Below are 23,158 nucleotides of genomic sequence, written 5' to 3' on the forward strand. Positions count from 1 at the left end.
TGGTAATGATACCACTCAAATAAACGACAACGTTCAAAGTTAGATAAATGTGAATATTGGGTACCCATGGCACACCTCCTGAACTTATAGTTTAGTAAAGGTGGTGCACTTCGACCTTGAATCTGGCTATGGGTGTCAAAGTAATTAATAATGGGTGTCATAGTTATTAATAGTTATTATTTTGTATAAATCTGTATTGGTTGACATGTAGAATGAATGCTCTACCATATTGGGTAGAGCATTCATTCTACATGGGTTAAACACTATGCTAAAACAAGATATAGCTGCTGCACTTGAGGTGGCCTTTAGTCAACATGGTTTTGCTGAGCCTAGTGTGGCTAAGCTGCAAAAACTCAGTGGCGTTAGTTTGCGCACCCTTTATAAATATTACCCGTCAAAGCAGGCAATGATCATTGCTGCGCTTGAGTACCGCCATAATCGCTATATTAATTTTTTACTTAAAGATGCACCTGCTCCGGGAGTTGAGGCGGTTTTGCACATGTTTGATCAACTAAAAGCGTGGATGGTGCAATTTGCGCCTAATGGCTGTTTATCTATTAATGCGTTGTCGGCGTTTCCTGAAGATGAAGCTATTAGCCTTGCGGTGCAAACACATAAAAATGACGTAAAAAAACTGCTAGGTGAGCAAGGTTTAAATTCATCGTTGGCTAGTAGCTTGTTTTTGCTGCACGAGGGAGTGTCGAGTGCATGGCCAGTTATGGGCGATGAGGCGGTTACATCAGCAAAAAACAGTATTCTTAAATTAATATAATGGAGCAACCAATGGCAAATTTACCTGGCACAATGCACGCTGTACAGCTTACCGAACATGGCGATTTTGATGTATTAAAGTATGCAACTAACTTACCGTTGCCAGCGCTTGCACAAACAGATGTACTTATAAAAGTCATGGCGGCAGGTGTTAATAACACAGATCTTAATACCCGCACGGCGTGGTACGCTAAAAAACAAAGCAGTAAAGACGATGCAAGTTGGTCTGGTGATGCGTTTGTTTTTCCTCGTATTCAAGGGGCAGATGTATGCGGCGTAATTGTGGCTGTTGGTAAAAACGTAGATCAAAGCCGTATTGGTGAGCGCGTTATTGTTGAGCCATGTTTAATTAAAGCTAATGGTGAAACGCTTAAATCGCCATGGTATTTTGGCTCTGAGTGTGATGGCGGCTTTGCACAGTTTACCCGCGTTGACTCTATTCACGCTTATAAAATCAATAGTAACTATAGTGATGAAGAGCTGGCCTCTTTTCCGTGCTCATATTCTACGGCCGAAAACATGTTGTTTCGCTCAAACCCACAGCAAGGGCAAACTGTTTTAATTACAGGCGCTTCTGGCGGTGTTGGTTCAGCGGCGGTGCAATTAGCTAAAGCACGTGGCGCTTTTGTTATTGCTATTACGAGTAAAAGTAAGGCGCAGCAGCTCAAAGAGTTAGGTGCTGATAAAGTTATATTTCGTGAAGATGATTTAATTCAAGCCTTAGGTAAAAACAGTGTTGATGTAGTCATTGACCTTGTTGCCGGCGAGCAATGGCCTGCACTGCTGGAGGTATTAAAACCAAAGGGGCGTTATGCGGTGTCGGGCGCTATTGGCGGGGCATTAGTAGAGCTTGATATACGTACTTTGTACTTAAAAGATTTAACTTTTTTTGGCTGTACAGTTATAGAGCCTGAGGTATTTAAAAGTTTAGTTAACTTTATTGAACAAGAAAAAATTAAGCCTATGGTGGCGCAAACATTCCCATTGAGCGAAATTGTTATAGCGCAAAAAGTGTTTGCACAAAAACAACACGTAGGAAAAATTGTACTCACTATCCCCCATAGCGAATAGCGCGTTAAACAACAAAGCCCGTTGCAAAGTAAGCGGGCTTTTTAATGGTAACAAGCTTATAAGCTTTTTTTAGGCGGTAAAGCTACGTTTGCAAATATTAGCCCTGCTACAAGCGACATAAATATTAAAAACGTTTGCTGGCCTATATGCTCGGCATAAACAAAGTCTTGGCCTTCAATAAGCGAGTTTAAGCCAATATACGTTTTACTGCCGGGTACCAGTACAATTAAGCCTTGCATAGCAACAATGGAAGCTGGCGCATTTGCAACGCGGTTAAATAAGTTACTAAACACTCCAACCGAAAGCGCACCAACAAACGTGCCTAACGTGTAGTCAAGGTACATAGCCGAACCAATACTCGTGCCATAGGCTATAAAACCAGATGCGATTGACCATCCAGCATGTTTAAGTTTGGTTCTAAATATCACTATTAAGCTGCTACAAAGTAAAAATATTGCCAGCCACGCAGTCCAGCGCGGTAGTGGCTCGGGCTGTACAAAATCGGTTTGGCCAAATATGGCAAAGCCAATGCCTATGCCAATAAAGGCGCCAAAGTACAGTTTAAATAACAGCATAAACGAGTCCATAACCCGCGCCGTACCCGACACCAAATGCCTAGCGGCAAGCTCTGCTAAACCAAGCGCTAGCGCTAAACCGGGTATAAATACAATAATGGCTGAAAGCACCACTAACCGTATATTTATATCGGGCGAAATATACACACTTATTGCACAAGCCAGCACTGCCGATACTATAGCAACAAGGGGCTCTAGCATGTGAGCAACCCGTTTTGAGCGCCCCGACCACAGTACAAACACATATACCACTAAAGTAAGCAACGCAGACCAAATAACGTCTGTCCAGCTGGTACCCATTAGCATGGCAAATGCCCCCCCCGATGTTGCAAAAGCAATACCGGTAACAAATTTATTGTACGGGTTTGGCATGTCGTAAATGGCATCAAGCTGAGCATCAACTTCTTGTAAGGTGAGCTTGTCGTCGAGCATTTGATTAACTAAGTCGTCGGTGTCGGCAAGTGAGCCTAAGTCGTGATCGCCTGGGTCTACGCGTGCCACGTGGGTGTATTCGTCTTCGTGGCCATCAGTCCAAATTACAAACGTTACCGAAGTTGGCGACATAACAAAAGACGATTTAAGTCCTAAGTAAGTGGCCACTTCCATTAAGTGTGCTTCTAGGCGGTACGCTGGGGTGCCGTACTTATGAAGCATTTTACCTAATTTAACGATAAATTTGCGTTTTTCAGTAAAGGTTGCAGTTTTCAAATCTTGTATGGACCAGTGTGTAAATAAATTAGCTAAAAGTATAGGCTAAAACGCCCATTTGTAATGGGCGCGATTTTAAACACAAATCTGTAGGAGTCTAGTCATTTTTAATCTAATTTTTTATTTTTTTCAGCAATCCATTGCGCCATATATTGCGTACTGCGCATAGTATGGTGTTTTAACATTTGTCCGGTGAAGTTTTTTTCCCTATGCGCTTTTAAATCGTTGCTTATAGAGTCAATTTTATTAATTAACGCCGCGCTTAATTTTACTTTGTCGTACAAGGTATTAAGTAGCGTATTGCCAGCTTGTTGCGCGTGTTCAAAATCGGCTTGATTGTTGTAAAGCTCAACGGCTGCATTTGCAAAGTCGTCGGTATTATTAGCCACTTTACCAGGCCATGGTAGTTCGTTGTGCATGCCCTCACTGCCTATATTGGTAGTTACACTGGGGGTTTGCATTATCATTGCTTCTAGCAGCTTGCCTTTTATACCTGCGCCAAAACGAAGAGGGGCTAAACATACGCGTGCGCTTTGCATTACCTCATAGGCGTTATCGGCCCAGCCTTTTATTAAAAAACCGGTTTTAGGGTTATTAAGTGCTGTTGCTTTTGGTGGCGGGTAAGAGCCATAAATATGCAGTTCTGCTTTTGGTAATTGCTTGCGAATAAGTGGCCATATTTTTTGTAAGTACAGCACGGCATCCCAGTTGGGGGCGTGTCTAAAGTTACCTATGGTCATAAAGTGCTCTCGTTGTTCAAACGATTTAGTTTGAGCAGGTAAAGCAGTTAAATCGACCATAAAAGGGAGATGATGTAATAAACTGGCTTCTACGTTAAATACATTACTAAGTAATTGCATTTCAAAGCTTGAAATAATTAAGCTTAGGTCGCAGCGCAATATTGCGGCTATTTCGCGTTTTGCTATGTCTGAATGTAAATCGCTGGTGGTAAATTCTCGCTCGCCTTTGTGCGCTTCGTGGCGCGCATTACGTAGGCATTGTAAATCTTCGGTATCGAGTATTTTAATGGCATTGGGGCAATGTTTATCTACACGCCAGCCAAATTGCTCTTCCATCATAAAGCGGTCAAACATCACTATGTCTGGGTTGTACGCTTTAACGTACTCATCAAAACTTTCGCAGTTTAGGGCAATGCTTTGACTGGTTATACCAAAGTGATCTAGGTTTACCATGTGCTCGGTGCGTTGTGCTGGGGTGGCAAATTCTACTTGCCAATTTTGCGCTTTAAACGCATTTAATAACGACATCATGTGCGTACCCGCAGCAGACGAATTTGGCTCTGGCCATACGTAACCAATTACCAGCACTTTTTTCATTACGGTGTTTCTCTAATTTGTAGGTTTACATTTACCAGCGTTTTTACTGGCGCAGTGTTTGTTTGAAGTTGTTCTTGCAGCACTAAAATACTGCGCTTAGCAAGCTCTTGCGTGTTTATATTGGCGCAAGTAAAGCGAGGTTGAATTTCGGTAATATCAGGAATATGTAAGCAGCTTACTATATTGTTTTTTAAATGCGGGGCGGCGGCTAAAACGCCATGCGCAATTATATTATTAGCGCATACAACCGCGTCAATACTCGGATTAGTAAGTAATGTGCTACTAAATATTTGCTTAGCATGTAATGGGGTGCTTTTTGTGCACGTAATAGCTGGCTCAGGGGTTATATTGTGTTTTTTACACGCGCTATTAAAGCCACTTAATAAACCTTGTGCAGATAAGCTTTCATCACCCATAAACAGTATGTTTTTAGGCGAATCATTTATTAGCTGCAATGTTACTACATGGCTTGCTTTAGTGTAGTCAGGTAAAACACACGGGGCTGAGCTGTAAGGTACTTCGTGCATTAGGCTAATAACATGGTAGGCAGCAGCAAGGTTGTCGAGCCACTGCGCACAGGTATTAGCCACAGGGCAAATTATAAATGCAGCCACTTTGTATTCTTTTAAATTATTTATTAGCTGCGTTTGGCGCTCTACGCTGTTGTTACTACTAACAATAATGGCCTGAAAAAAAGCTTCGCTTAAAGCCTGCTCTATATTTTTAGCAAGCAATGCCATAAGCGGGTTTGTTAAATCGTCAATCACTACAACCACTAAATTAGAGCGCCCTGAGCGCATAGCTGCTGCATCGCGATTATACACATAGCCTAGCTCATCTATGGCTTGTAACACTTTTTGTTTGCTTTTATCGGCTACTTTATTGCTGTGTGTAAGCACCAGCGATACGGTCGATTTAGACACCCCCGCACGGTGAGCAACATCAAAAATAGTGACCGATTTAGCTTTGTTAGGCATGGTATTTTAAGCGCGCAGTAGTGAGTAAATAGCTGCGTAGTGTAGCGTATATAATGCGTTTAAGTCATCTTTTAGCCCTGTAATTTAAAGCTTAATACTTTATGAACAGAGCAAAACATGTTTATATACCTTTTATAATCTTAAAAATAACAAAAGGATAAAAACATGAACGCATTTAGGCTGTTAGTTGCCTTTATTTGTTGTGTTGTAATAATGCCAAACAGCTATGCTGAGCAAGGTTATCAAACACCTTCGCCTGAGCTAGCCGCTGTGGTAGATGCCAAATTAGCACCCACTAGTTTTTTATCGAGCGATGGCCAATGGCTTGCTTTATTTGAGCGTAAGCGCGTAGAGACGCTTGACGAGCTTGCTAAAGATGAACTTAAACTTGCGGGTATAAAGCTAAACCCTGCTAACTTTTCACGCTCGCGTGTTAGCGCTAAATACAGCGCGCTTGAGCTTAAGCATGTGCAAAGCGGCACCGTTATTAATATTAATAATTTACCAAACGGTATTATTCGCTCGCCTAAATGGTCATCTAACAGTAAATATTTAGCATTTGTTGTAGAGCAACAAAACCAAGCAAATTTATGGCTTTATAGTGTAGAGACAAAGCAAGCAAAAATGCTCTCAAATGCAGCGCTTAACTCAGTTATTACCGCTACGCCTTACCAATGGCTGCCCGATAGCAGCGCACTGGTTGCAAATTTAGCGGTTAATATAGGTAAACCCGCGTTAAAAAACAGCAGTCAAAATGTAGTGCCTGTAATACAACAAAGCACAGGCGAAAAAGCCCCAGCGCGTACCTATCAAAACTTATTAACCAGCCCGTTTGACGAAGCACAGTTTAAATTTTACGGCCAAGGGCAATTAGCTTACGTAACGCTCGATGGCAATACACAAGCCATTGGCAGCCCTGCATTATTTAAATCGTTTTCGGTATCGCCAGATTCAACCAATATATTAGTTGCTGCGATAAACGAGCCGTTTTCGTATCAAGTACCGTACAGCCGTTTTGCCAGCACTTGGCAAATATGGGGGATGCGCGGTTACGCATTAGCCGAACTTGTAAAACAACCGCTTGCCGATAACATTCCACAAGGCTATGACAGTGTTCGCACCGGCCGCCGCGATTTTGAATGGCGCGCGGATCAAGGCGCAGAAGTTATTTGGGCCGAAGCGCAAGATGGCGGCGACATGAAAACTGATGTTAAGCACCATGATTATATTTACAGCCTACGCGCGCCGTTTAAACGCGAGCCTAAACTGTTTGCTAAAGTAGAGCGCCGCTATGCTGGTATAGTTTGGGGCAATCAAAATATTGCCATGCTTAGCGACTGGCGCTTTAGCGACCGCCAAGTGCGTACGTATGTTATTCAGCCACGCAATGCAGATAAAAACCGTGTGCTTTTTTCTGAGCGAAGCTATAACGATGCGTATAAAAACCCGGGTAGCTTTATATACGAGCGTAACGATTTAGGCGCCAACGTTATTAAAATTGTTGGCGGGCGTTATATGTATCTGCGCGGTAACGGCGCGTCTGAGCAAGGTAATATTCCGTTTTTAGACCAGTACGATGTAAAAACGAATAGCAGCAAGCGTTTATGGCAATCACAAGCGCCATACTACGAGCGTGTTCGTGCATTGCTTGACGACGAAGGCGAGCGCTTTATAACTGTGCGAGAGTCTAAAACCGAGCAACCTAACTTTTTTATTCGTGATTTAGATAACGATACTCTTACGCAGCTTACTAATTTTGCTCATCCGTACCCAGCATTTAAAGGGGTTACAAAAGAGCAGTTACGTTATAAACGCGATGACGGGGTTGAGCTTTCGGGCACGCTTTATTTACCACCAGGTTACGATGTAACCCAAGGCCCGTTACCCGTACTTATGTGGGCGTACCCACTTGAATACAAAGATAAAGCCGTAGCATCACAAGTGCGCGAATCGCCATACGAATTTACTTACATTGGTTATTGGGGCCCTATGCCTTACCTTGCTAAAGGTATTGCCGTATTTGACGACCCTAAAATGCCTATTGTAGGTGTTGATGGCAGCGAGCCAAATGATAACTTTAGACAGCAGCTAGTTTCAAGTGCGCAAGCTGCGGTTGATGTGCTGGTTAAAAAAGGCATTGCCGATAAAAACAACATTGCTATAGCAGGGCACTCGTACGGTGCATTTATGGTGGCAAACCTATTAGCGCATAGTGATTTATTTAAAACCGGTATTGCTCGCAGTGGTGCTTACAACCGTACCCTAACGCCGTTTGGTTTTCAGGGTGAAGAGCGTGATTTTTGGCAAGCACAAAGTGTGTACGCTAACATGTCGCCGTTTTTCCATGCTGAAAAAATTAATGAGCCAATGCTGATGATTCATGGCAAAGAAGATCCTAACTCTGGAACTTTCCCAATGCAAAGTGAGCGCATGTACGCCGCCCTAAAAGGCTTAGGTAAAGACGCTCGCTTAGTTATGCTCCCTTATGAGGCACATGGTTACCGCGCTCGTAAAAGCTTATTGCATGTACTGTGGGAGCAAGAGCAGTGGCTAGATAAGTACTTATTAAGTGATTCTGTTGAAGAGCCGGAAAATGTTACTACTGAGCAAGTAGCAGAGCCAATACCGATTGCTGAACAATAGTAGATAATAGGTAACCAATAGCGCGGCTACTTTAGCCGCGTTTTTTGCTTTTAATATAGAGAGAAAAAATGATTGATGTTGCAGCGCTTGCCGTTTTTATTCCTACCTTCTTTTTTGTATCTATCACACCGGGTATGTGTATGACCCTTGCCATGACATTAGGTATGAGCATAGGTGTAAGGCGCACATTATGGATGATGATAGGTGAGCTGTTAGGGGTCGCAAGTGTTGCTATTGCTGCGGTATTAGGTGTTGCAAGCGTAATGCTAAATTACCCTAATGCGTTCGATATTTTAAAATGGGTAGGCGGTGCATACTTAATTTATATAGGTATAAATATGTGGCGCGCAAAAGGTAAAATGTCGATTGATACACAAAAACCGCATGATGTAAGTCGCCAGTCGCTATTTACGCAAGGCTTTGTGACTGCCATTGCTAACCCAAAGGGCTGGGCGTTTATGATCTCTTTACTACCGCCATTTATTAGCGTTGAACACGCACTCGCCCCGCAACTGTTAGTGCTTGTTTTAGTTATTATGATAAGCGAATTTATCTGCATGTTAGCGTACGCCACAGGCGGTAAAAGCCTACGTTTATTTTTAAGCCGTGGTGATAATATAAAATGGATGAACCGAATTGCAGGCAGCCTTATGGTGCTAGTAGGCATATGGCTGGCATTAGGGTAATTAAATAACAGTTGATATTGTCATCTATTTTAAGAGAAATACCTGTTTAATGAATACGCCTGCTTTAGTAAATTCTGCGCTCGTAGAGCCTAAAAAAACACCTGTAATTTATAAAATAATGGTGATGGTAAGTATTATTGTTTTTGTAGGCGGCAGCTTAACAGGCATTATGACTTACACAAATGTAGGTATAACTGAGCATTTTTATATAGATTGGTTTACCTCGTTTTTAAGTGCGGTGTTGGTTATGGCCCCTGTGGGGTTAGCAATGACAGCCCTTATGAATACCTTGGTGGCTAAATTATTACCAAGAGCAAGCGAGCTAAAACGTAATTTAGTAATTAGTGTTTTTATGGCGCTTACCATGGAGTCGCTAATGGCGTTTGTAACCGCTAGTAACAATATAGGTTTTGCCAATATGCGCTTATTTTATACCGCGTGGGTAGAGGGGTTATTAGCCGCGCTACCCATTGGTTTAACATTAATGCTTGTTATGTCGGTTACTGTAAAACCTAAATTAGAGCGATTTTTAAAAAGCTAAAGTGCGCTTTTTAAAAATGTTGCCGTGCGGCTATGCTCAGATTGAGCCACATCTTCTGGTTTACCTTGAGCAACAATTAAGCCGCCTTCGTCCCCGGCTCCTGGGCCAATATCAATAACCCAATCGCTGTTACTGGCTACTTGCATATCGTGCTCAACCATAATAACGGTGTTGCCCGCATCAACTAAGCCATTTAACTGCGCCATCAACATGGCTACATCTTTTGGGTGTAGGCCGGTGGTTGGTTCATCTAAAATATACAGCGTATCGCCGCGCTGCGCACGTTGCAGCTCTGTGGCAAGTTTTATGCGCTGGGCCTCTCCGCCCGAAAGCTCAGTAGCCGGTTGCCCTAAACGTAAATAGCCAAGGCCTACTTGTAAGAGCGCGTTTAGCGCACGTAAAATAGCAGGTTCATCGGCAAAAAAAGTATGCGCTGACTCCACCGTTAAATTAAGCACATCGGCAATGGTTTTATCTTTATAGGTAATGTCGAGTGTTTTTTGGTTATAGCGCTTAGCGTTACACATGGGGCACGGCGAATACACGCTCGGTAAAAATAACAGCTCAATGCTTACAAAGCCTACGCCTTCGCAGTTGTCGCAACGGCCTTTTTTCACATTAAACGAAAAACGACCTGCATCGTATTTACGCGCTTTTGCCTCTTTGGTATTGGCAAACAATTTACGTACGTGATCGAACAAACCAGTGTAAGTAGCAAGGTTTGAGCGAGGCGTGCGGCCAATGGCTTTTTGATCAACCGTTATTAGGCGCTTTATATGCTCAAGGCCCTCGGTAATTTTGCCATGGGTTGGTGTTTGGAGTTCTTGATCAAGCAAGTCGGCTTCATCGGTAGGCATTGGCGGCGGCGTTTTTTGTCCTAAAGCATCTTGAATAAGCTCGACTAAGGCTTGGCTTACTAAGCTTGATTTACCTGAGCCAGAAACCCCCGTAACACTTGTAATAACCCCAAGCGGAAATTCGGCACCGATGTTGTGTAAATTGTTGCGCTCAATACCACTTAGCTTAAGCCAGGCTGCTGGCGTACGTTGTGTTTGATGATTTGGCTTTGCGTTATTGTTATGCTTAAAAAGATACTGACTTGTATGTGAGTTGCTCACTTGCTCTAAGCCTTCAACTGGGCCGCTGTAAACAATATTACCGCCATGCGAACCCGCATTTGGCCCTACATCAACCATCCAATCGGCGTGGCGAATTACACTTGTATCGTGCTCCACCACAAATACTGAGTTACCAGCCGCTATTAGCTCATCTAGGGCGCTTAAAAGTGCTTGCGTATCGGCTGGGTGTAAACCTGCCGAAGGTTCATCTAGCACATACACAACACCAAATAATTTTGAGCGAATTTGCGTTGCAAGCCGCAAGCGTTGTAATTCACCAGCTGATAACGATGGCGTAGTACGCTCAAGCGATAAATACCCTAAACCAAGCTTAGTGAGTGCTTCTACGCGTTTAATAATGTCGCTTGTGATGCGCTTTGCCACAATGGCTTTTTCGGGGTTGGCTGCGTTACTTTTAGCGGGGTTATTGGCAGCAATGCTGAGTTTTTCTGCCAGCTCGCCAAGTGTTAACTGCGAAATTTCGCCTATATCAAGGCTTGCTACCTTAACCGATAACGACTCTTTTTTAAGTTTTTTGCCTTCGCACTGCGGGCATTGTGATATTTGCATATACTGCGATACGCGCTTTTTTGTGCGTGGGCTTTGGGTACTGGCAAACGATTGTAAAACAAAGCGTTTAGCACTTATAAATGTACCCATGTAGCTGGGGCTTTCTTCATTTTTAATAGCCGCTTGGGTTTGCTCAAGCGTGTACTCGGGAAACACGGGTACTGTGGGTGTGTCGTCGGTAAACAAAATCCAATCACGGGCTTTTTTAGGCAGGGTATTCCACGGTTTATTAATATCGTAACCTAAAGAAGTAAGAATGCGGCTTAGGTTTTTACCTTGCCAAGCCGGCGGCCATGCTGCAATGGCGCGCTCTTTAATTGATTTAGTAGGCTCGGGCACTAACAGCTCTTCGGTTACGTTAAATACGCGGCCGATACCATGGCACTCTGGGCAGGCACCTTGTGGCGTGTTAGGCGAAAACGCATCGGCATACAGTATACCTTGCCCTTTGGGGTATTCGCCTGCGCGTGAGTAAAGCATTCGCAGCGCGTTAGAAATAGTGGTTACGCTACCCACCGATGAACGTACCGAGGGTGCTCCACGCTGTTGTTGTAGTGCTACTGCGGGTGGCAGCCCTTCAATCGAATCTACATCGGGCTCATCTACTTGGTCTATTAACCTGCGCGCATAAGGCGATACCGAATCAAGATAGCGGTGTTGTGATTCGGCAAATAATGTTCCAAAGGCGAGCGATGATTTACCCGAGCCCGATATCCCGGTAAAAACAACAAGTGAATTACGGGGCAAGTCTACATCCACATCTTTTAAGTTATGAACACGTGCGCCTCTTACTTGAATGCTGTGCTCAGGGTTTAATAAAGCCGATTGCGCATTACTAACCTCATGTGAATTTTTAGGTGTGGTTGCCATGTAATTTACTCCTGTTTAATAACCATGTGTTTATTAACGTGCCGCAAAGTATTAATACTAATGGGGTGTCACTGAATGAGCGCTTAGTTAGTTTGCTGAGCGTTTAATAGAGTGTTTACATAATAGGTAAAAACTGCGAGTATAAATTTCAATCAAGTATTAAAGCATCTAAATTTAAAAGGACGTTTAATTGTGGCAAAAATTGTAGTTAGCTTTTTATTTTTATTGGTACTTTGCGCCAATGTGTGTGCAGCGCAAAATAATGTACTAAACGTTGACCGAGCCATACCAAATAGCATGCACTTGTCGTTTCCAAACGATAATAATATAACGCCTAAAAAGTCTGACTTTTCTATTGCAAACTATGTACTTATGAGCAACGAAATAGGAGAGCGTTGGGCGGTTATAACCCTTACTAATTTAGCCTCTGGCAAGCGAGAGCTTAATCAAGAACACGTGTTAGCGCTGTTTGCAGATGGCAGCAGGCTAACACCAAGTGAATTTAAATTAGGCTTTAAAGGCAATCAAACACAGTCGGTAACGGTATCGTTTGCTGAGCATACGTTTCCTATTTTAAGTGTGTATACCAGTAATGATCAGTAACATGTTTTAAAATAAGTTAAATATGTAGCAATTGCTTTAGTTTATCGGCACCGGCTCTGCTGGTGCTTAGTTCAGATTTAATTTCGTCATTTACAATCACCATTAGCTTACCGTTAAACCAACGCTGTATTTCTTTAATGTGGTCAACGTTAACCAAATAGCTTCGATGAATTCGTACAAAATTATGTTCTGCTAAAGCAAGTTCGAGCTGATCGAGCGTATCGCTTAAATGATGAAATCTATCGCCATTCCATGCCAAACTATTGCCTTGCTCCGATTTAATAAATTTAATGTCACTTGGGGAGAGTAAAAATATCCGCTCACCGTTTTTACTAATGAGCTTATTTATAGTGTTTTTGGTTAATGTAAACGCTTGCTCGTTGGGTTCGTGATTGACTAGGGTATGTGCACGTTGTTGCTCTAGTTGCTGCTGCGCTTTGCCGAGAGCTTTTTTTAGCCTAGCAATAGGAAAAGGTTTGAGTAAGTAGTCAGTTGAGGCGTGCTCGAATGCTTCAATTGCAAATTGGTCATACGCGGTTGTGTAAATAATAATGGGCTGGTAGTTAAGTAAATCAATAAGCTCTAAGCCGTTAATTTCAGGCATTTGTATATCAAGTAATACCACATCCGGAGTTAGCTCATTAATTAATGAAATGGCCTCTTTGCCATTTGTGGCCATACCCACTACTTCAACATGCTCCATTAAACTCAATTGGTGGCTTAATTTCTCGCGAGCGGGAAGCTCGTCATCGGCAAATAATACGCGCATTTTAGTCATTGTGTTTGGCTGGTTTTTGCTGCTCATAGTGTTAGCTCCAACGTAACCACTGCACCATTATTATTGCTCAGTAGTACCTTACTTTTACCAAGTTGTTTAACGCGTTTTAGTATGTTTTTCATTCCTACACCACTGCCATGGCCGTGTTTTATAACATCGCTCGAAAACCCTTTACCATTATCGCTAATTTGTATTTTAACGCCGTTAGGTAGCTCACTAAGCGTTATATTAAGTATTAACGACGTTTGTTGGGCGTTGTGTTTAATGGCGTTTTCAATAATTGGTTGAATAAGTAGCGGGGGCAGCGATATGTTTTTAAGCGTATTGGGAATGTGGTAATTAACCTGAAGTTTATCGCCAAAGCGGGCTTTTTCAATATTTAGATACTTTTCTATTATTGTAAGCTCTTGCTGTAAAGGTATTTGTTGTTGCTCTGCGGTGTCGAGAGAGTACCTTAAAATGTCAGCCAGTTCATGCAGTACTTCATCGGCTAAATCAGGGTTTGTATGAATATAAGCCGAAATTGTATTTAAGCTATTAAACATAAAATGTGGGTTTAGTTGGTAGCGCAATGTAGCAAGTTGGGCTTGTTTAAGCGCGTGTTTTTCGGCTGTTGCGCGTTTTTTGTTTTCAATAAAAATACTGGTAAAGTAAATACACGAGCCCCAAAGTAAGCCGTTAAAAACAACAAATACCCCCATCGAACTGTGCCCATCAAAAAGCTGTGTGAGTACTATATCGGTAAGCACATTACCAAGTGCCATAAATACAACTGCAATTAACCATTCAAACGCTATTTTGTTAATGTGTTTATTGCGCAGGTAAAAAATAACCGCTGCCGCACTCCAAACAGGAACCCAGTAAAAAGTAACAAACCACACGGTAGCAGCGAGTGCACTACCCGCAGTAAAGGGCGCAGAGTTAGCAATTATGAGCCCAAGGGCATAAGCGATATCTACAACAAGTAAAATAAAAAAGCTGTATTTATAAAAAGGATGTTTGAGCATAATAGGTGCTTCTTTTTGTAATTGATTAAACCATAACAAAAAACAGTCAAAGCCCAAAGAGTTTGTGTTTTGACCGCTACTCTTTTAAAAGTAAGTTAGCTCTTTGATTTGTAGTGTATTTTTTAATGGCTCATTGCTTGCGCCTGGCATTTTACGCCACATTAAGTTTACTCCAGTTAATTGAGTGGCCGACCACATAACGGGGCTACCAAAGCCAAATTGTTTAAATGTAGTGAAAGGAATATCAAGCGTTGTCCACTCATCGCGCGGTTTTAAAAGTACACTAAAGTGATCCCAATCTTTTACATCACTATGATAAACAGACAAAGCAAAAGGCGTGGTTGAACCTTTATACGTTAGTCGAATACCTTTAAATGCAGAGGCATCAGCCGGCGATGTAAATTTTATTTCAGCGCCTGCCCACGCGCCAAAGCTGGTTGGCTTTGTAATGGTTGTATCAATAGTTAAGCTGTTTTTATGCGTGGTAAGTGTTGCCACAGACTGACCACCCATTACCGAGTCGCTCAAGGCTTGCCATGGTGTATCACCGGTAAAATCATCAATAACATGCTGAGCTTGGCGGCTTTTAACTTCTTCATTACAAGTGGGGCCTTGTGGTGTTATAGCCTTGTTTTGCGCAATTAAGGCTGGGCGGTCTACTTGTATACCTGATTTGTAAACCTCTGAGATAGTGTGAATGTGGTTTATATCATCAAGCGGGTTTTGCTTAAGCAGTACAAAGCTTGCCTCAAAGCCATTAGCCAGCTTGCCAATGCTCTCGGCTTTATTAATCGCTTTTGCGCCGTTAACTGTGGCTGCATTAATTATTTCACTATTAGTTAAGCCTGCTTTTTTAAGTGCATCTAACTCGTTATGTAACCCAGTACCGTGCAGCGTGTAAGGGTTTCCGGCATCAGATCCTGTGCCTATAGTAATATTAGCTTTATGTAGCTTTTGTATATTTGCATAAGCGGTTTTTCGCTCCTCCCACGCGTGCTCTTTCCATTTTGAAGGTGCAGGCACGTTATCAAACAAACACCCTTGAAGCTTTTCGGGAATGGTTTTTAGTAACTCGCTTTGTGAGCTAATAGTATGGTTATGCTTTTCATCGCTATGGTTATGATACACCGCAAGGGTAGGAATATAGGTTACATTATGCTGTTTCATTAGCGTAATAAATTCATCGTCAATCGCTTCGCTATTAATACCGTGCGCTAAAGCCGTTGCACCGGCTTTAATAGCGCGTTTAGCATCATTTAATGTAGAAACATGCACAAAATACGGTAAATTAGCCGCTTTAGAGCGTTTACCTAGCTCGCTTAATTGGCTATCAGTTAACGATTTACCCACACCGCCAAAGGTTTCAATAACCGCTTTAGTTACATGTGGATTAGTGCTTATATGTTTTTGCCATAGTGCTGCTATGTCTTCATTTTTTGCAATTTCGTATGCGTGACCGCCAAACTGCGTGCCATGCCCGCCAGGGTTGGTAAACAAAGTACCCGCATAAAAAAGGTTAGGGGTTAGTTGGGCTTCTTTTAATTGAGCGGCTTCGTTTAGGGTTTGCTCAAACGAAAACAAATCAACAATATTAGTTACGCCTAAATACAAATTAGAATTAAAGTGCGATTGAACCGGCAAATACTGAAACTTAGTAAAGTTACTACCCGATGAGCCTAAATGTACATGTAAATCAATTAAACCAGGTATTGCATATTGGTTGTTAGCATCAATAGTTTTATCTGCGTTTTGTAGTGGGTCAGTCGCTTTAGTAATACTTACTATTTTACCATCATCAATATACAGCGAACTCGGCGCAGAAAAACTTTGCGAACTACTTTGGTATAAACGAATGTTGTCGACCCGCAGGTCAATGGCGTGCGCACTAAAGTGGCTTGTTAAACTCAGTGCTATAACTGTTTTTGTAATAATGTTCATGACTATATTCCTTATCAATAAATAGGTATTTGGCGTTTTGTTGATAAGAAATTTAGCGAGTTTTTTAACCTGCTTCATTAATGTTTATCTGAATCGACATTATTTGCAGTTGAACCGACATAAAAGTAAATAAGTGTTGTGGTGGTGTGTTCAGGCTAACTAAATTAAGTTTTTAAAGGGCCGTTATGAGCGAGAAGCAGACGGTCGAGTAAACTCGTTTTTGGACAATTTTGAGTTAGAGTATTTATTCTGTAACGCCGCATTCAGCGGTTTACCCGCTGCAATACTTTGTTAAATTTAGGTTCAAAATAGATTTTCTCTAAAATTAGGTTAACTTGTTCTTCAGGTGAAGCTGGAAGATCTGCGCTATCAAGAAAATCGGAAAGATGTTTTAGTAGAGGTATAGATCTTTTATAAGGAAGCATTTTCTCGCTATCTGAACTACTCTCAATCTCCTGAATTCTTTTTATAATATAGGACTTGTCACCATCTAGACTAAAAGATCTAGTTCCCGCTACAATTTCAGCAAAACTTTCTAAATAATAATCAGACCATTTTTTATCATCTTCAATACCCTTCAAAATAGTAGGTGCCTTAATTTCTAAGTGACTAAATAAGATAGGGTGAAAACAGTGTCCTAGTTCATGATTTAGAGTAAGTTGAGACATGTTCTCTCGATGAACAATTACACATTGTTTTTTATTGCTATTAGCAACATGAAATACATTTGCCGTAGCTTTCGTCGAATCGCTGCTACTTACTATTTTAGAAATTCCTTCAATGGCATCCTCAGTTGAGGAGTAACTGTGGCCCAATGCATAGGAATATGAGTTTTTAGGGGTATAGTTATTATCATGTAATTCTACAATTTCATACTCTGAAAAGCCTCCGAGAAACTCTTCAGGTCTATCGCTGCAACCATAAAGGCAAATAACGAGGCCTAGCAGGGAAAATGTTTTACGAATGCTCAATTTATTCTCCAAAAATTTAACGCCCGTTTAACTGGCGGAAAATGCTTGGCTAAGATTAGGAACAAAGTGACGCAAGCCAAGCTTTTTTACGTCCTTTGTTGAAGCGTTTGTTAGGATTCTCTTCGACTTGGGTGAACTTTTTCTTTCAAAATAGAAGTCAATTGCGCAAGGTTTAACGGCTCATAAGACAAAGTTTTTCTTATTGGTTCAAATGCTCTTAACATTCTTTTATGACCGTCAATTGAAGGGCAATGACTATTGAAGCTCCGACCACTAAACTCTTGAAATCTTTCCAATTCGTTAACTAGAAACATTGCTGTTCCCATATACTCAGTTTCGTTATTACCATCAAAACCAATGAATTTTGGGGCTTTACCAAAATAAGGAACATCAGATTCTAGTTTGGCTTTTTCTTCTTCGTTCAGCTTGCTATAGGCGTGTTCTATAAAGCTCCACATATCTAAAATATCAACAACCTCTTTAACAATTTCAGGATCGTCAGACTCTTCAAATGGAATACCGCTGTATTTCCATTTTACGCCCCATAGTTGATCACTGAAAATAGCTGATTTAATAAAATCTGGTTCTATTTCACCTTTAACATCTAGTTTTTCATAAAGCTCGCTAAGCATTAAAACAATTAATTTTTCGCCGTCTGATAGTTTCATAGTTTTTCCTTTACTTTTTCCTTAAGCCCGTTCTTTTTTTTCATCGGAAAGCTGTTTAACAAAGGGCATAAAGTTTTGAATTTTGTAGTAGATACTTTTGCCATAACTTTTTTTGTCTTCAAAATTAATTGCTTCAGACAATGATTCAATGTCATCTTTTAAATCATTACAAAGTTCTTTTGCTTTGTTCTCAAAAAAATCAGTGAAATGACCGCTTTGTTCAAAAATGAAACTAGCATACACCTCAACTTCTTTTGCAATATCAGCGCAGTTAACTCCCTTGAGAAGTTTGGCATTACATGAAGGACCGACTTTTGATACGACAGATAAAACACGCTTTGTTTCGGAGTGAACTTGTGATACTTCAACCATTTTTCTACGGCTTATAAGTTCGTCACGAAGCTTTTCTGCTTTACTGGCTGCGTTTACCGATTTCTTAGCTTCGACAAATGCCCATATAGCACCACCTATTGAAGCGATAGATCCGATTATTGAAATGACACTTTCCATGCTCAAAATTTGACACCTTTCTCCTTGAAGCCTAACGGCGTATTACCGAGAATTCCCGTTAACACTCAATGTGTCAATTTCCAGAATTATCAAAATACGATTTTTATTAATCAAATAATTAATAACTTACACAGAACCTAAAGAAATTACAATTGTTTAGACTTTCCTATAACCGATTATTTATTCATTAACACTTTGAATACCAGCTTCGCTCAAAGCAGCCATTAGAGGATTTACCCTAACTCGTTTTGGGGCAGAAACGAGTTTCGTGTGAAGGTCCGCTCATGGCACTCTTCAGCCACTCGACAACATAAAATGTGATAATAATTGGCAAGGTATTTTACTGTGTCGGATGGCGCTTCGCTTATCCGACCTACACTTACACAAGTCGCTTATTTGGGTTCACTTACTACCCAAAAAAACGCTTATTCAACACTAATACCTTGGCTTAAAAGGTACTCCACTGCTGCATTAGTATGGGGCTTAAACGCCTTCCAACGGCCGATTGCTTTGTTGTTAAGTGGTTGGCGTACTTGTACTTTACTAGCCGTAGATACCGGCGCGGTGTTTAAGTGAAAGTTTATACACTGTGCTTGCCACTCTAAATTACAAAAGCTAACTAGCTCTTTTATTTGCTGCTCGGGCTGGGCGACTAGTTCTTCGTATTTTACTAATTTTATATTGCTGTGCAGGGCGCCAAAGTGCTGCATGAGTTTGTAAAAGCGGCTGTAAAATTTGGCAGTGTCGAGTAAATCGAGCGAGTATGCGTAGTAGGGGTTATTTATAGTAAATAGCTGGCGGTAGTTACCAATGCAGGTGTCCATTGGGTCGCGTAGCATACAAATAATTTTAGCGTTTGGTAGGGCTTTAGTTATTAAGTCGATATAAAAAAAGTTAAACGGGAGTTTATCTATAAAGTGCTTATGGCTGCCGGTGGTTACGCGAGTGGCGTTTAAATACGTTGTCCCAAGCTGATTAAAATCAAGCTCATACGCTTTAGTGAGTGTTTGAGTATCGAGTACATGCGGTGTTTGAGTTTGGCTTAATTTTTTAACGCTTAGGCCAAAGTCTTGTAATTCACCGGCTGATTGTACGTCGCTGTGGCTCGATAAAATACGCTCAACCAATGTGGTGCCAGAGCGGGGCATACCTAATACAAAAATAGGCTCTTGCGTTGGGCTGCCGTGTGTTAGCGCGTGTTTATTCTGCTCACTTAAATGTTTAATGTGTTCAAATAATGCGGCTGAGCTTTTATGATCAAAAGGCTGCATAGCGCGTTTAGTGGCTTTTCCTTGCTCTAGGCTGTTAAACGCATCATCAAACTTGCCTATGTCTTGGTACTCTTTTGCAAGTGCGTGGCCAATGTGTAATTTTGCATCGGGGTGTGTTACTTGCTCAAAGACGTTTTTTAAGCGCGCTATATGATTATTTTGTTGTGTGGCTTTGGTTAAGTCGCTTAATGCGAAATGACTTGCATGGTGCAGTGAATTTAGCGCAATGGCGCTTTCAAAGGCATTTTTGGCTTGTTCAAATTGGCCTAAAAATTTAGCGCTTACCCCTAAATTATAATAAAACTGAGGTTGCGGTTTATTTGCATGGTTAGCCAGCTCAATAGCGCAGTTAAAATAGTTTAGTGCCTCTTTGTGTAGGCCTGCTTGCGTAAGTGCAACACCTAGGGTGTCGGCATCAAGACTCTTTTTTATTTGCTCAACGGGTATCGCTAAAGCGGTGTTTTTGGCTTTGGTAAGCTCACCGGTTAATGCGTAACACTTTGCAAGCTGCGCGGTGTATTCAATGCTTTTACCAAGGCTAAGGGCTTTTTCTATTAGCTTTATGGCTTTGTGAATTTGCCCAACGCGTAAATTAACCATGGCCAGTAAAAAGTAGCCATCGGCAAAGTCGCTTTTTTGAGTCACTAATTCAACGAGGGCTTTATGGGCACGTTGTATATTACCTTGGTTTAAATACTCAATGGCGCTTTGATGAAGGTGCTTTAAGTTTGGCTGCATGATGTTTGTTTTATTTATGTGTTAATAAAGAAAAAAGGCTCAAATAAATTTGAGCCTTATAACATTGTTTAAAAGTGACTATAAATTATATTTCAAATTTGTAGTTAAATTTAACGCCTACTGTTAGTGGGCGATTAATATAGTGGCCGTAGTTACGTTGTATGTCGGCGCCATTTGCTGATGTTATGTCTGCATCTGAGCGACGTACTGATGTAAATGCATATTTGTTGAATAGGTTATCAACATAAAGAGTTGTTGACCACTCATCGGCTGTTAACTTAGCAGAAATATTACTTAAGCTATAACCTGGCAGGGTTTCACCGTTGTCGTGCAGGCCTACTCTTGTGATTACATCGCTTTGGGCGGTTAAACCGTAGTTAATATCAAGGGTTTTATCGCTAAATACATCTGTTTGATAGTTTACACCCATTGAGAACTGGTGCTCTGGGGAGCCCGGTAAACGGTCGCCGTCTTCTGCGCCATCGGTGCCATCGGCATTAAATAAAAATGGGGCGTCTGAGGTTAGCTCTGCTTTAGTGTATGCGTATGTTGCGTACACGGTAAACGAGTCAGATAAAATAGCACGGGTAGATAGCTCAATACCTTTTGCGTTGGCCGAGCCTGCGTTAGACAAGTACGGTAATTGGCCTACATCTGTTGCGCCTGCAATTTGCGCATCTTCCCAATCTACATTAAATAAAGCGGCGTTAAAGTGTAATTGGCTTCTAAACCAGGTGCTTTTAAGGCCTAGCTCGTAGTTTGTTGTGGTATCGGCATCGTAAAGCATTTCTTCTGGGCTACCACAACCTGCTTGGTTAGCTGGTAATGGATCAGGGCACGGTGCTAAACCATTTGAGCCACCAATTCTAAAGCCTTCACTTACCGTTGCATAACCCATTACTGATGGAGTGAACTGGTATTTAGCGTTAAATTTAAATAGGCTGCCGTTGTCGTCTGCTTCATTTTTTTCAAAATTTAATGAAATCGCATCAGGTGCTGCGCCATCAAATAGGGTATTAAATAGCGGGAAGTCGACAGCAGATTCTGATTCAACGTCGTACTGGTACAAACGCATACCAATGGTTACATCTAGTTTTTCTGTTACTTGGTAACCTACTTCACCAAACAAAGCCGACTCTGTAATTTCTGTACGGTCTACAGAAAAGTACTCAAGTTGATCTGGACGAGATTGCGATGCGCCAAAGTTTTCTACGGCATAATCACCAAAGCCTGGGGTAAATTCTTTACTTGAGGCGTCTGTTTCTATTTTGTTGTAAAACGCGCCTACAATCCAATTTAGGTCGCTGTCGCTTTGCGATACTAAACGAAGCTCTTGCGTGAAGGTATCTTCTTCGTCAATTTCACGTGTGTATGATGAAAACGCAGGGAACTCTTCATAACCGTAATCTAGGCGGATAAGTAAATCTGTTTGGTCACGCTGGCCGTCGGCATCAAAGCTTGAAATACCGGTTGCCGATACAAGCTCTGCAAAACCTAGGTCGGCTTTTAGCTCAAGGCTTAGTAGTTGATCTTCTTTTTCGCGCGGCTCTTCATAACGATAAGCCGACTCGTATTTACCTACAATATCGCTTAAACCGTTATCGTCGTTTAGGCTGTTGTAATGAACAATTGAACGGCCTTCGCTGTCTTGGTTTTGGTAAAAGTAATTAAGTGTCCCTTCAAATGTTTCGCTTGGTTTCCAACGTACAGAAATACGGCCTGTTGTAGTTGTTTCGCCGTTAGCATCTTCAACATTTTTAATATTGTTGTTTACTTCGTCGGCGTTGCTCCAATCAGGGTCCGGTAGCGATACACCTGGCTCACGCACTGTGTAAGCATAATCAATAAAGCCTGGGTCTTCGTATACGTTTAAGCTTGCACGTACTGCAAGTTCATCTTCGATAAGTGGCAAGTTTACTATAAAGCCGCCTTCGCCGCCTAACGAGTCACTTTCTTGAGTTTGAAACATATCGCCAAATATTTCTACCGTTGTAAAATCAAGCTCTGGCTCTTTAAGCATGTAACGAATTGCGCCGCCTAATGTGCCTGCACCATAAAGGGTACCTTGTGGCCCAATAAGTACTTCTACGCGCTCTATGTCGACTAAACGCATATCAACTGACACTGGAATTTCGTTAACGTATGTGGCTACGGTGCCGCCGTCTGATGATGGACCCGACGAGTTAGTGTTTAAACCACGAACTATAATCGGTGAGCCTGAGCGACCACCTTGATCGGTAATTGTTAAACCAGGTACCCAACGCGCTACATCGGCTAATTCGCCAATGTTTTGATCTTTCATTACATCGGCATCAAGTGCGGTAATGTTTAGCGGTGCATTTTGTACCGAACCGCTGCGTCTTGTTGCTGTAACTTCGATTACTTCGAGTGATTTGTTTTTAGCGGTGGTTTCTTGTTGTGCCACAGCCGAGTTAGAAAATAAAAATGCGCTAGATACAGCGCTCGAAATAGCCAAGGTTAGCAAGCTTGGTTTAAACATAAAAAGTGATCCCCAGATTCAAAATTTAACACCAGTTAATATAAGTTAATCAGTTTATCAGGGAGTTAAAGTGGTGGGAATATCAAAATTGAATTTTAATTCACTTTTTTGGAATAAATATAGCTAGTTGCACAACAAAAAATTATATAAATATGTATAACATCCAAGTAATTGGCTAATTAAGGTACAAGGAAGCATATTTTACTCGTTGAGCAAATGTAAATAGCCATTCATATTGGTTAATTACCTGAATATTAATACGGTTAAAAAACCTATAAGACCCTTTTGAATGTTTTGCTCAACGGTA

Annotated in this window: 18 protein-coding genes; 6 read left to right on the forward strand and 12 right to left on the reverse strand. The window is 41.5% G+C overall.

Annotated elements, in window-relative coordinates:
- Positions 1-265 precede the first annotated feature (265 nt).
- Both PSH50_RS19405 and PSH50_RS19410 read left to right on the forward strand, forming a co-directional pair.
- Positions 266-772 carry a TetR/AcrR family transcriptional regulator gene (locus PSH50_RS19405; protein ID WP_039972541.1) on the forward strand — a complete coding sequence of 169 codons (507 nt, stop codon included), beginning with the start codon at positions 266-268 and terminating at the stop codon, positions 770-772.
- 11 nt (positions 773-783) lie between these two features.
- On the forward strand, positions 784-1,842 hold the full coding sequence (locus tag PSH50_RS19410) for an alcohol dehydrogenase family protein (RefSeq protein ID WP_273609984.1): 1,059 nt from the start codon (positions 784-786) through the stop codon (positions 1,840-1,842).
- A 56-nt stretch (positions 1,843-1,898) separates the two neighbouring features.
- On the opposite strand, the gene PSH50_RS19415 is transcribed toward PSH50_RS19410, so the two are convergent.
- The 3 genes from PSH50_RS19415 to PSH50_RS19425 form a co-directional block, all read right to left on the reverse strand.
- Positions 1,899-3,125 carry a threonine/serine exporter ThrE family protein gene (locus PSH50_RS19415; RefSeq protein ID WP_029773039.1) on the reverse strand — a complete coding sequence of 409 codons (1,227 nt, stop codon included), beginning with the start codon at positions 3,123-3,125 and terminating at the stop codon, positions 1,899-1,901.
- Between the two features lie 107 nt (positions 3,126-3,232).
- Positions 3,233-4,462: a glycosyltransferase gene (locus tag PSH50_RS19420; RefSeq protein WP_273586992.1), complete on the reverse strand. Its 1,230-nt coding sequence runs from the start codon at positions 4,460-4,462 to the stop codon at positions 3,233-3,235.
- Positions 4,462-5,439 carry a LacI family DNA-binding transcriptional regulator gene (locus PSH50_RS19425; RefSeq protein ID WP_273586993.1) on the reverse strand — a complete coding sequence of 326 codons (978 nt, stop codon included), beginning with the start codon at positions 5,437-5,439 and terminating at the stop codon, positions 4,462-4,464. The genes PSH50_RS19420 and PSH50_RS19425 overlap by 1 nt, the downstream gene beginning before the upstream one ends.
- 165 nt (positions 5,440-5,604) lie before the next feature.
- On the opposite strand from PSH50_RS19425, the gene PSH50_RS19430 reads away from it, so the two are divergent.
- From PSH50_RS19430 to PSH50_RS19440, 3 genes are all read left to right on the forward strand, one after another.
- Positions 5,605-8,082: a prolyl oligopeptidase family serine peptidase gene (locus tag PSH50_RS19430; RefSeq protein WP_273586994.1), complete on the forward strand. Its 2,478-nt coding sequence runs from the start codon at positions 5,605-5,607 to the stop codon at positions 8,080-8,082.
- Between the two features lie 68 nt (positions 8,083-8,150).
- Positions 8,151-8,768: a LysE family translocator gene (locus tag PSH50_RS19435; RefSeq protein WP_064387054.1), complete on the forward strand. Its 618-nt coding sequence runs from the start codon at positions 8,151-8,153 to the stop codon at positions 8,766-8,768.
- A 49-nt stretch (positions 8,769-8,817) separates the two neighbouring features.
- Positions 8,818-9,309 carry a DUF2798 domain-containing protein gene (locus PSH50_RS19440; RefSeq protein ID WP_126009208.1) on the forward strand — a complete coding sequence of 164 codons (492 nt, stop codon included), beginning with the start codon at positions 8,818-8,820 and terminating at the stop codon, positions 9,307-9,309.
- Here the strand turns inward: PSH50_RS19440 and uvrA are convergent.
- On the reverse strand, positions 9,306-11,867 hold the full coding sequence (gene uvrA / locus PSH50_RS19445; RefSeq protein WP_273586995.1) for an excinuclease ABC subunit UvrA: 2,562 nt from the start codon (positions 11,865-11,867) through the stop codon (positions 9,306-9,308). The genes PSH50_RS19440 and uvrA overlap by 4 nt on opposite strands.
- Before the next feature lie 192 nt (positions 11,868-12,059).
- Here uvrA and PSH50_RS19450 point away from each other — a divergent pair, with 192 nt between their 5' ends.
- On the forward strand, positions 12,060-12,470 hold the full coding sequence (locus PSH50_RS19450; RefSeq protein WP_004589556.1) for a hypothetical protein: 411 nt from the start codon (positions 12,060-12,062) through the stop codon (positions 12,468-12,470).
- A 16-nt stretch (positions 12,471-12,486) separates the two neighbouring features.
- Here PSH50_RS19450 and PSH50_RS19455 read toward each other — a convergent pair whose 3' ends face one another.
- The 8 genes from PSH50_RS19455 to PSH50_RS19490 form a co-directional block, all read right to left on the reverse strand.
- On the reverse strand, positions 12,487-13,275 hold the full coding sequence (locus tag PSH50_RS19455) for a LytTR family DNA-binding domain-containing protein (protein WP_273586996.1): 789 nt from the start codon (positions 13,273-13,275) through the stop codon (positions 12,487-12,489).
- On the reverse strand, positions 13,272-14,312 hold the full coding sequence (locus PSH50_RS19460; RefSeq protein WP_337938987.1) for a histidine kinase: 1,041 nt from the start codon (positions 14,310-14,312) through the stop codon (positions 13,272-13,274). Before PSH50_RS19460 ends, PSH50_RS19455 begins: the two co-directional genes overlap by 4 nt.
- A 27-nt stretch (positions 14,313-14,339) precedes the next feature.
- Complete coding sequence (locus PSH50_RS19465; RefSeq protein WP_273586998.1) at positions 14,340-16,193, reverse strand: CIA30 family protein; 1,854 nt, start codon at positions 16,191-16,193, stop codon at positions 14,340-14,342.
- Positions 16,194-16,456: 263 nt separating this feature from the next.
- The gene (locus PSH50_RS19470; RefSeq protein ID WP_273586999.1) at positions 16,457-17,164 is read right to left on the reverse strand and encodes a hypothetical protein; all 708 of its coding nucleotides are present in this window, start codon (positions 17,162-17,164) and stop codon (positions 16,457-16,459) included.
- A gap of 110 nt (positions 17,165-17,274) precedes the next feature.
- Entirely contained in the window at positions 17,275-17,832 is a 558-nt protein-coding gene (locus tag PSH50_RS19475) for a YfbU family protein (protein ID WP_248442823.1), read from the reverse strand.
- A gap of 21 nt (positions 17,833-17,853) precedes the next feature.
- Positions 17,854-18,342: a hypothetical protein gene (locus tag PSH50_RS19480; RefSeq protein WP_273587000.1), complete on the reverse strand. Its 489-nt coding sequence runs from the start codon at positions 18,340-18,342 to the stop codon at positions 17,854-17,856.
- 425 nt (positions 18,343-18,767) lie between these two features.
- Complete coding sequence (locus PSH50_RS19485; protein ID WP_273587001.1) at positions 18,768-20,351, reverse strand: tetratricopeptide repeat-containing sulfotransferase family protein; 1,584 nt, start codon at positions 20,349-20,351, stop codon at positions 18,768-18,770.
- Positions 20,352-20,436: 85 nt separating this feature from the next.
- Positions 20,437-22,851 carry a TonB-dependent receptor gene (locus PSH50_RS19490; RefSeq protein WP_273587002.1) on the reverse strand — a complete coding sequence of 805 codons (2,415 nt, stop codon included), beginning with the start codon at positions 22,849-22,851 and terminating at the stop codon, positions 20,437-20,439.
- Positions 22,852-23,158 lie beyond the last annotated feature (307 nt).

Origin of the sequence: Pseudoalteromonas sp. Angola-7, assembly GCF_028599255.1 — a bacterium.
Lineage (GTDB): Bacteria > Pseudomonadota > Gammaproteobacteria > Enterobacterales > Alteromonadaceae > Pseudoalteromonas > Pseudoalteromonas atlantica.

What these genes read in the sequence shown, in the direction of transcription:
- PSH50_RS19465 (WP_273586998.1), bottom strand. Translation starts at nt 16,193, where the DNA reads ATGAACATTATTACAAAAACAGTTATAGCACTGAGTTTAACAAGCCAC.
- PSH50_RS19480 (WP_273587000.1), bottom strand. Translation starts at nt 18,342, where the DNA reads ATGGAAAGTGTCATTTCAATAATCGGATCTATCGCTTCAATAGGTGGT.
- PSH50_RS19410 (WP_273609984.1), top strand. Translation starts at nt 784, where the DNA reads ATGGCAAATTTACCTGGCACAATGCACGCTGTACAGCTTACCGAACAT.
- PSH50_RS19475 (WP_248442823.1), bottom strand. Translation starts at nt 17,832, where the DNA reads ATGAAACTATCAGACGGCGAAAAATTAATTGTTTTAATGCTTAGCGAG.
- PSH50_RS19490 (WP_273587002.1), bottom strand. Translation starts at nt 22,851, where the DNA reads ATGTTTAAACCAAGCTTGCTAACCTTGGCTATTTCGAGCGCTGTATCT.
- PSH50_RS19430 (WP_273586994.1), top strand. Translation starts at nt 5,605, where the DNA reads ATGAACGCATTTAGGCTGTTAGTTGCCTTTATTTGTTGTGTTGTAATA.
- PSH50_RS19425 (WP_273586993.1), bottom strand. Translation starts at nt 5,439, where the DNA reads ATGCCTAACAAAGCTAAATCGGTCACTATTTTTGATGTTGCTCACCGT.
- PSH50_RS19420 (WP_273586992.1), bottom strand. Translation starts at nt 4,462, where the DNA reads ATGAAAAAAGTGCTGGTAATTGGTTACGTATGGCCAGAGCCAAATTCG.
- PSH50_RS19455 (WP_273586996.1), bottom strand. Translation starts at nt 13,275, where the DNA reads ATGAGCAGCAAAAACCAGCCAAACACAATGACTAAAATGCGCGTATTA.
- PSH50_RS19485 (WP_273587001.1), bottom strand. Translation starts at nt 20,351, where the DNA reads ATGCAGCCAAACTTAAAGCACCTTCATCAAAGCGCCATTGAGTATTTA.
- PSH50_RS19435 (WP_064387054.1), top strand. Translation starts at nt 8,151, where the DNA reads ATGATTGATGTTGCAGCGCTTGCCGTTTTTATTCCTACCTTCTTTTTT.
- PSH50_RS19440 (WP_126009208.1), top strand. Translation starts at nt 8,818, where the DNA reads ATGAATACGCCTGCTTTAGTAAATTCTGCGCTCGTAGAGCCTAAAAAA.
- PSH50_RS19405 (WP_039972541.1), top strand. Translation starts at nt 266, where the DNA reads ATGCTAAAACAAGATATAGCTGCTGCACTTGAGGTGGCCTTTAGTCAA.
- uvrA (WP_273586995.1), bottom strand. Translation starts at nt 11,867, where the DNA reads ATGGCAACCACACCTAAAAATTCACATGAGGTTAGTAATGCGCAATCG.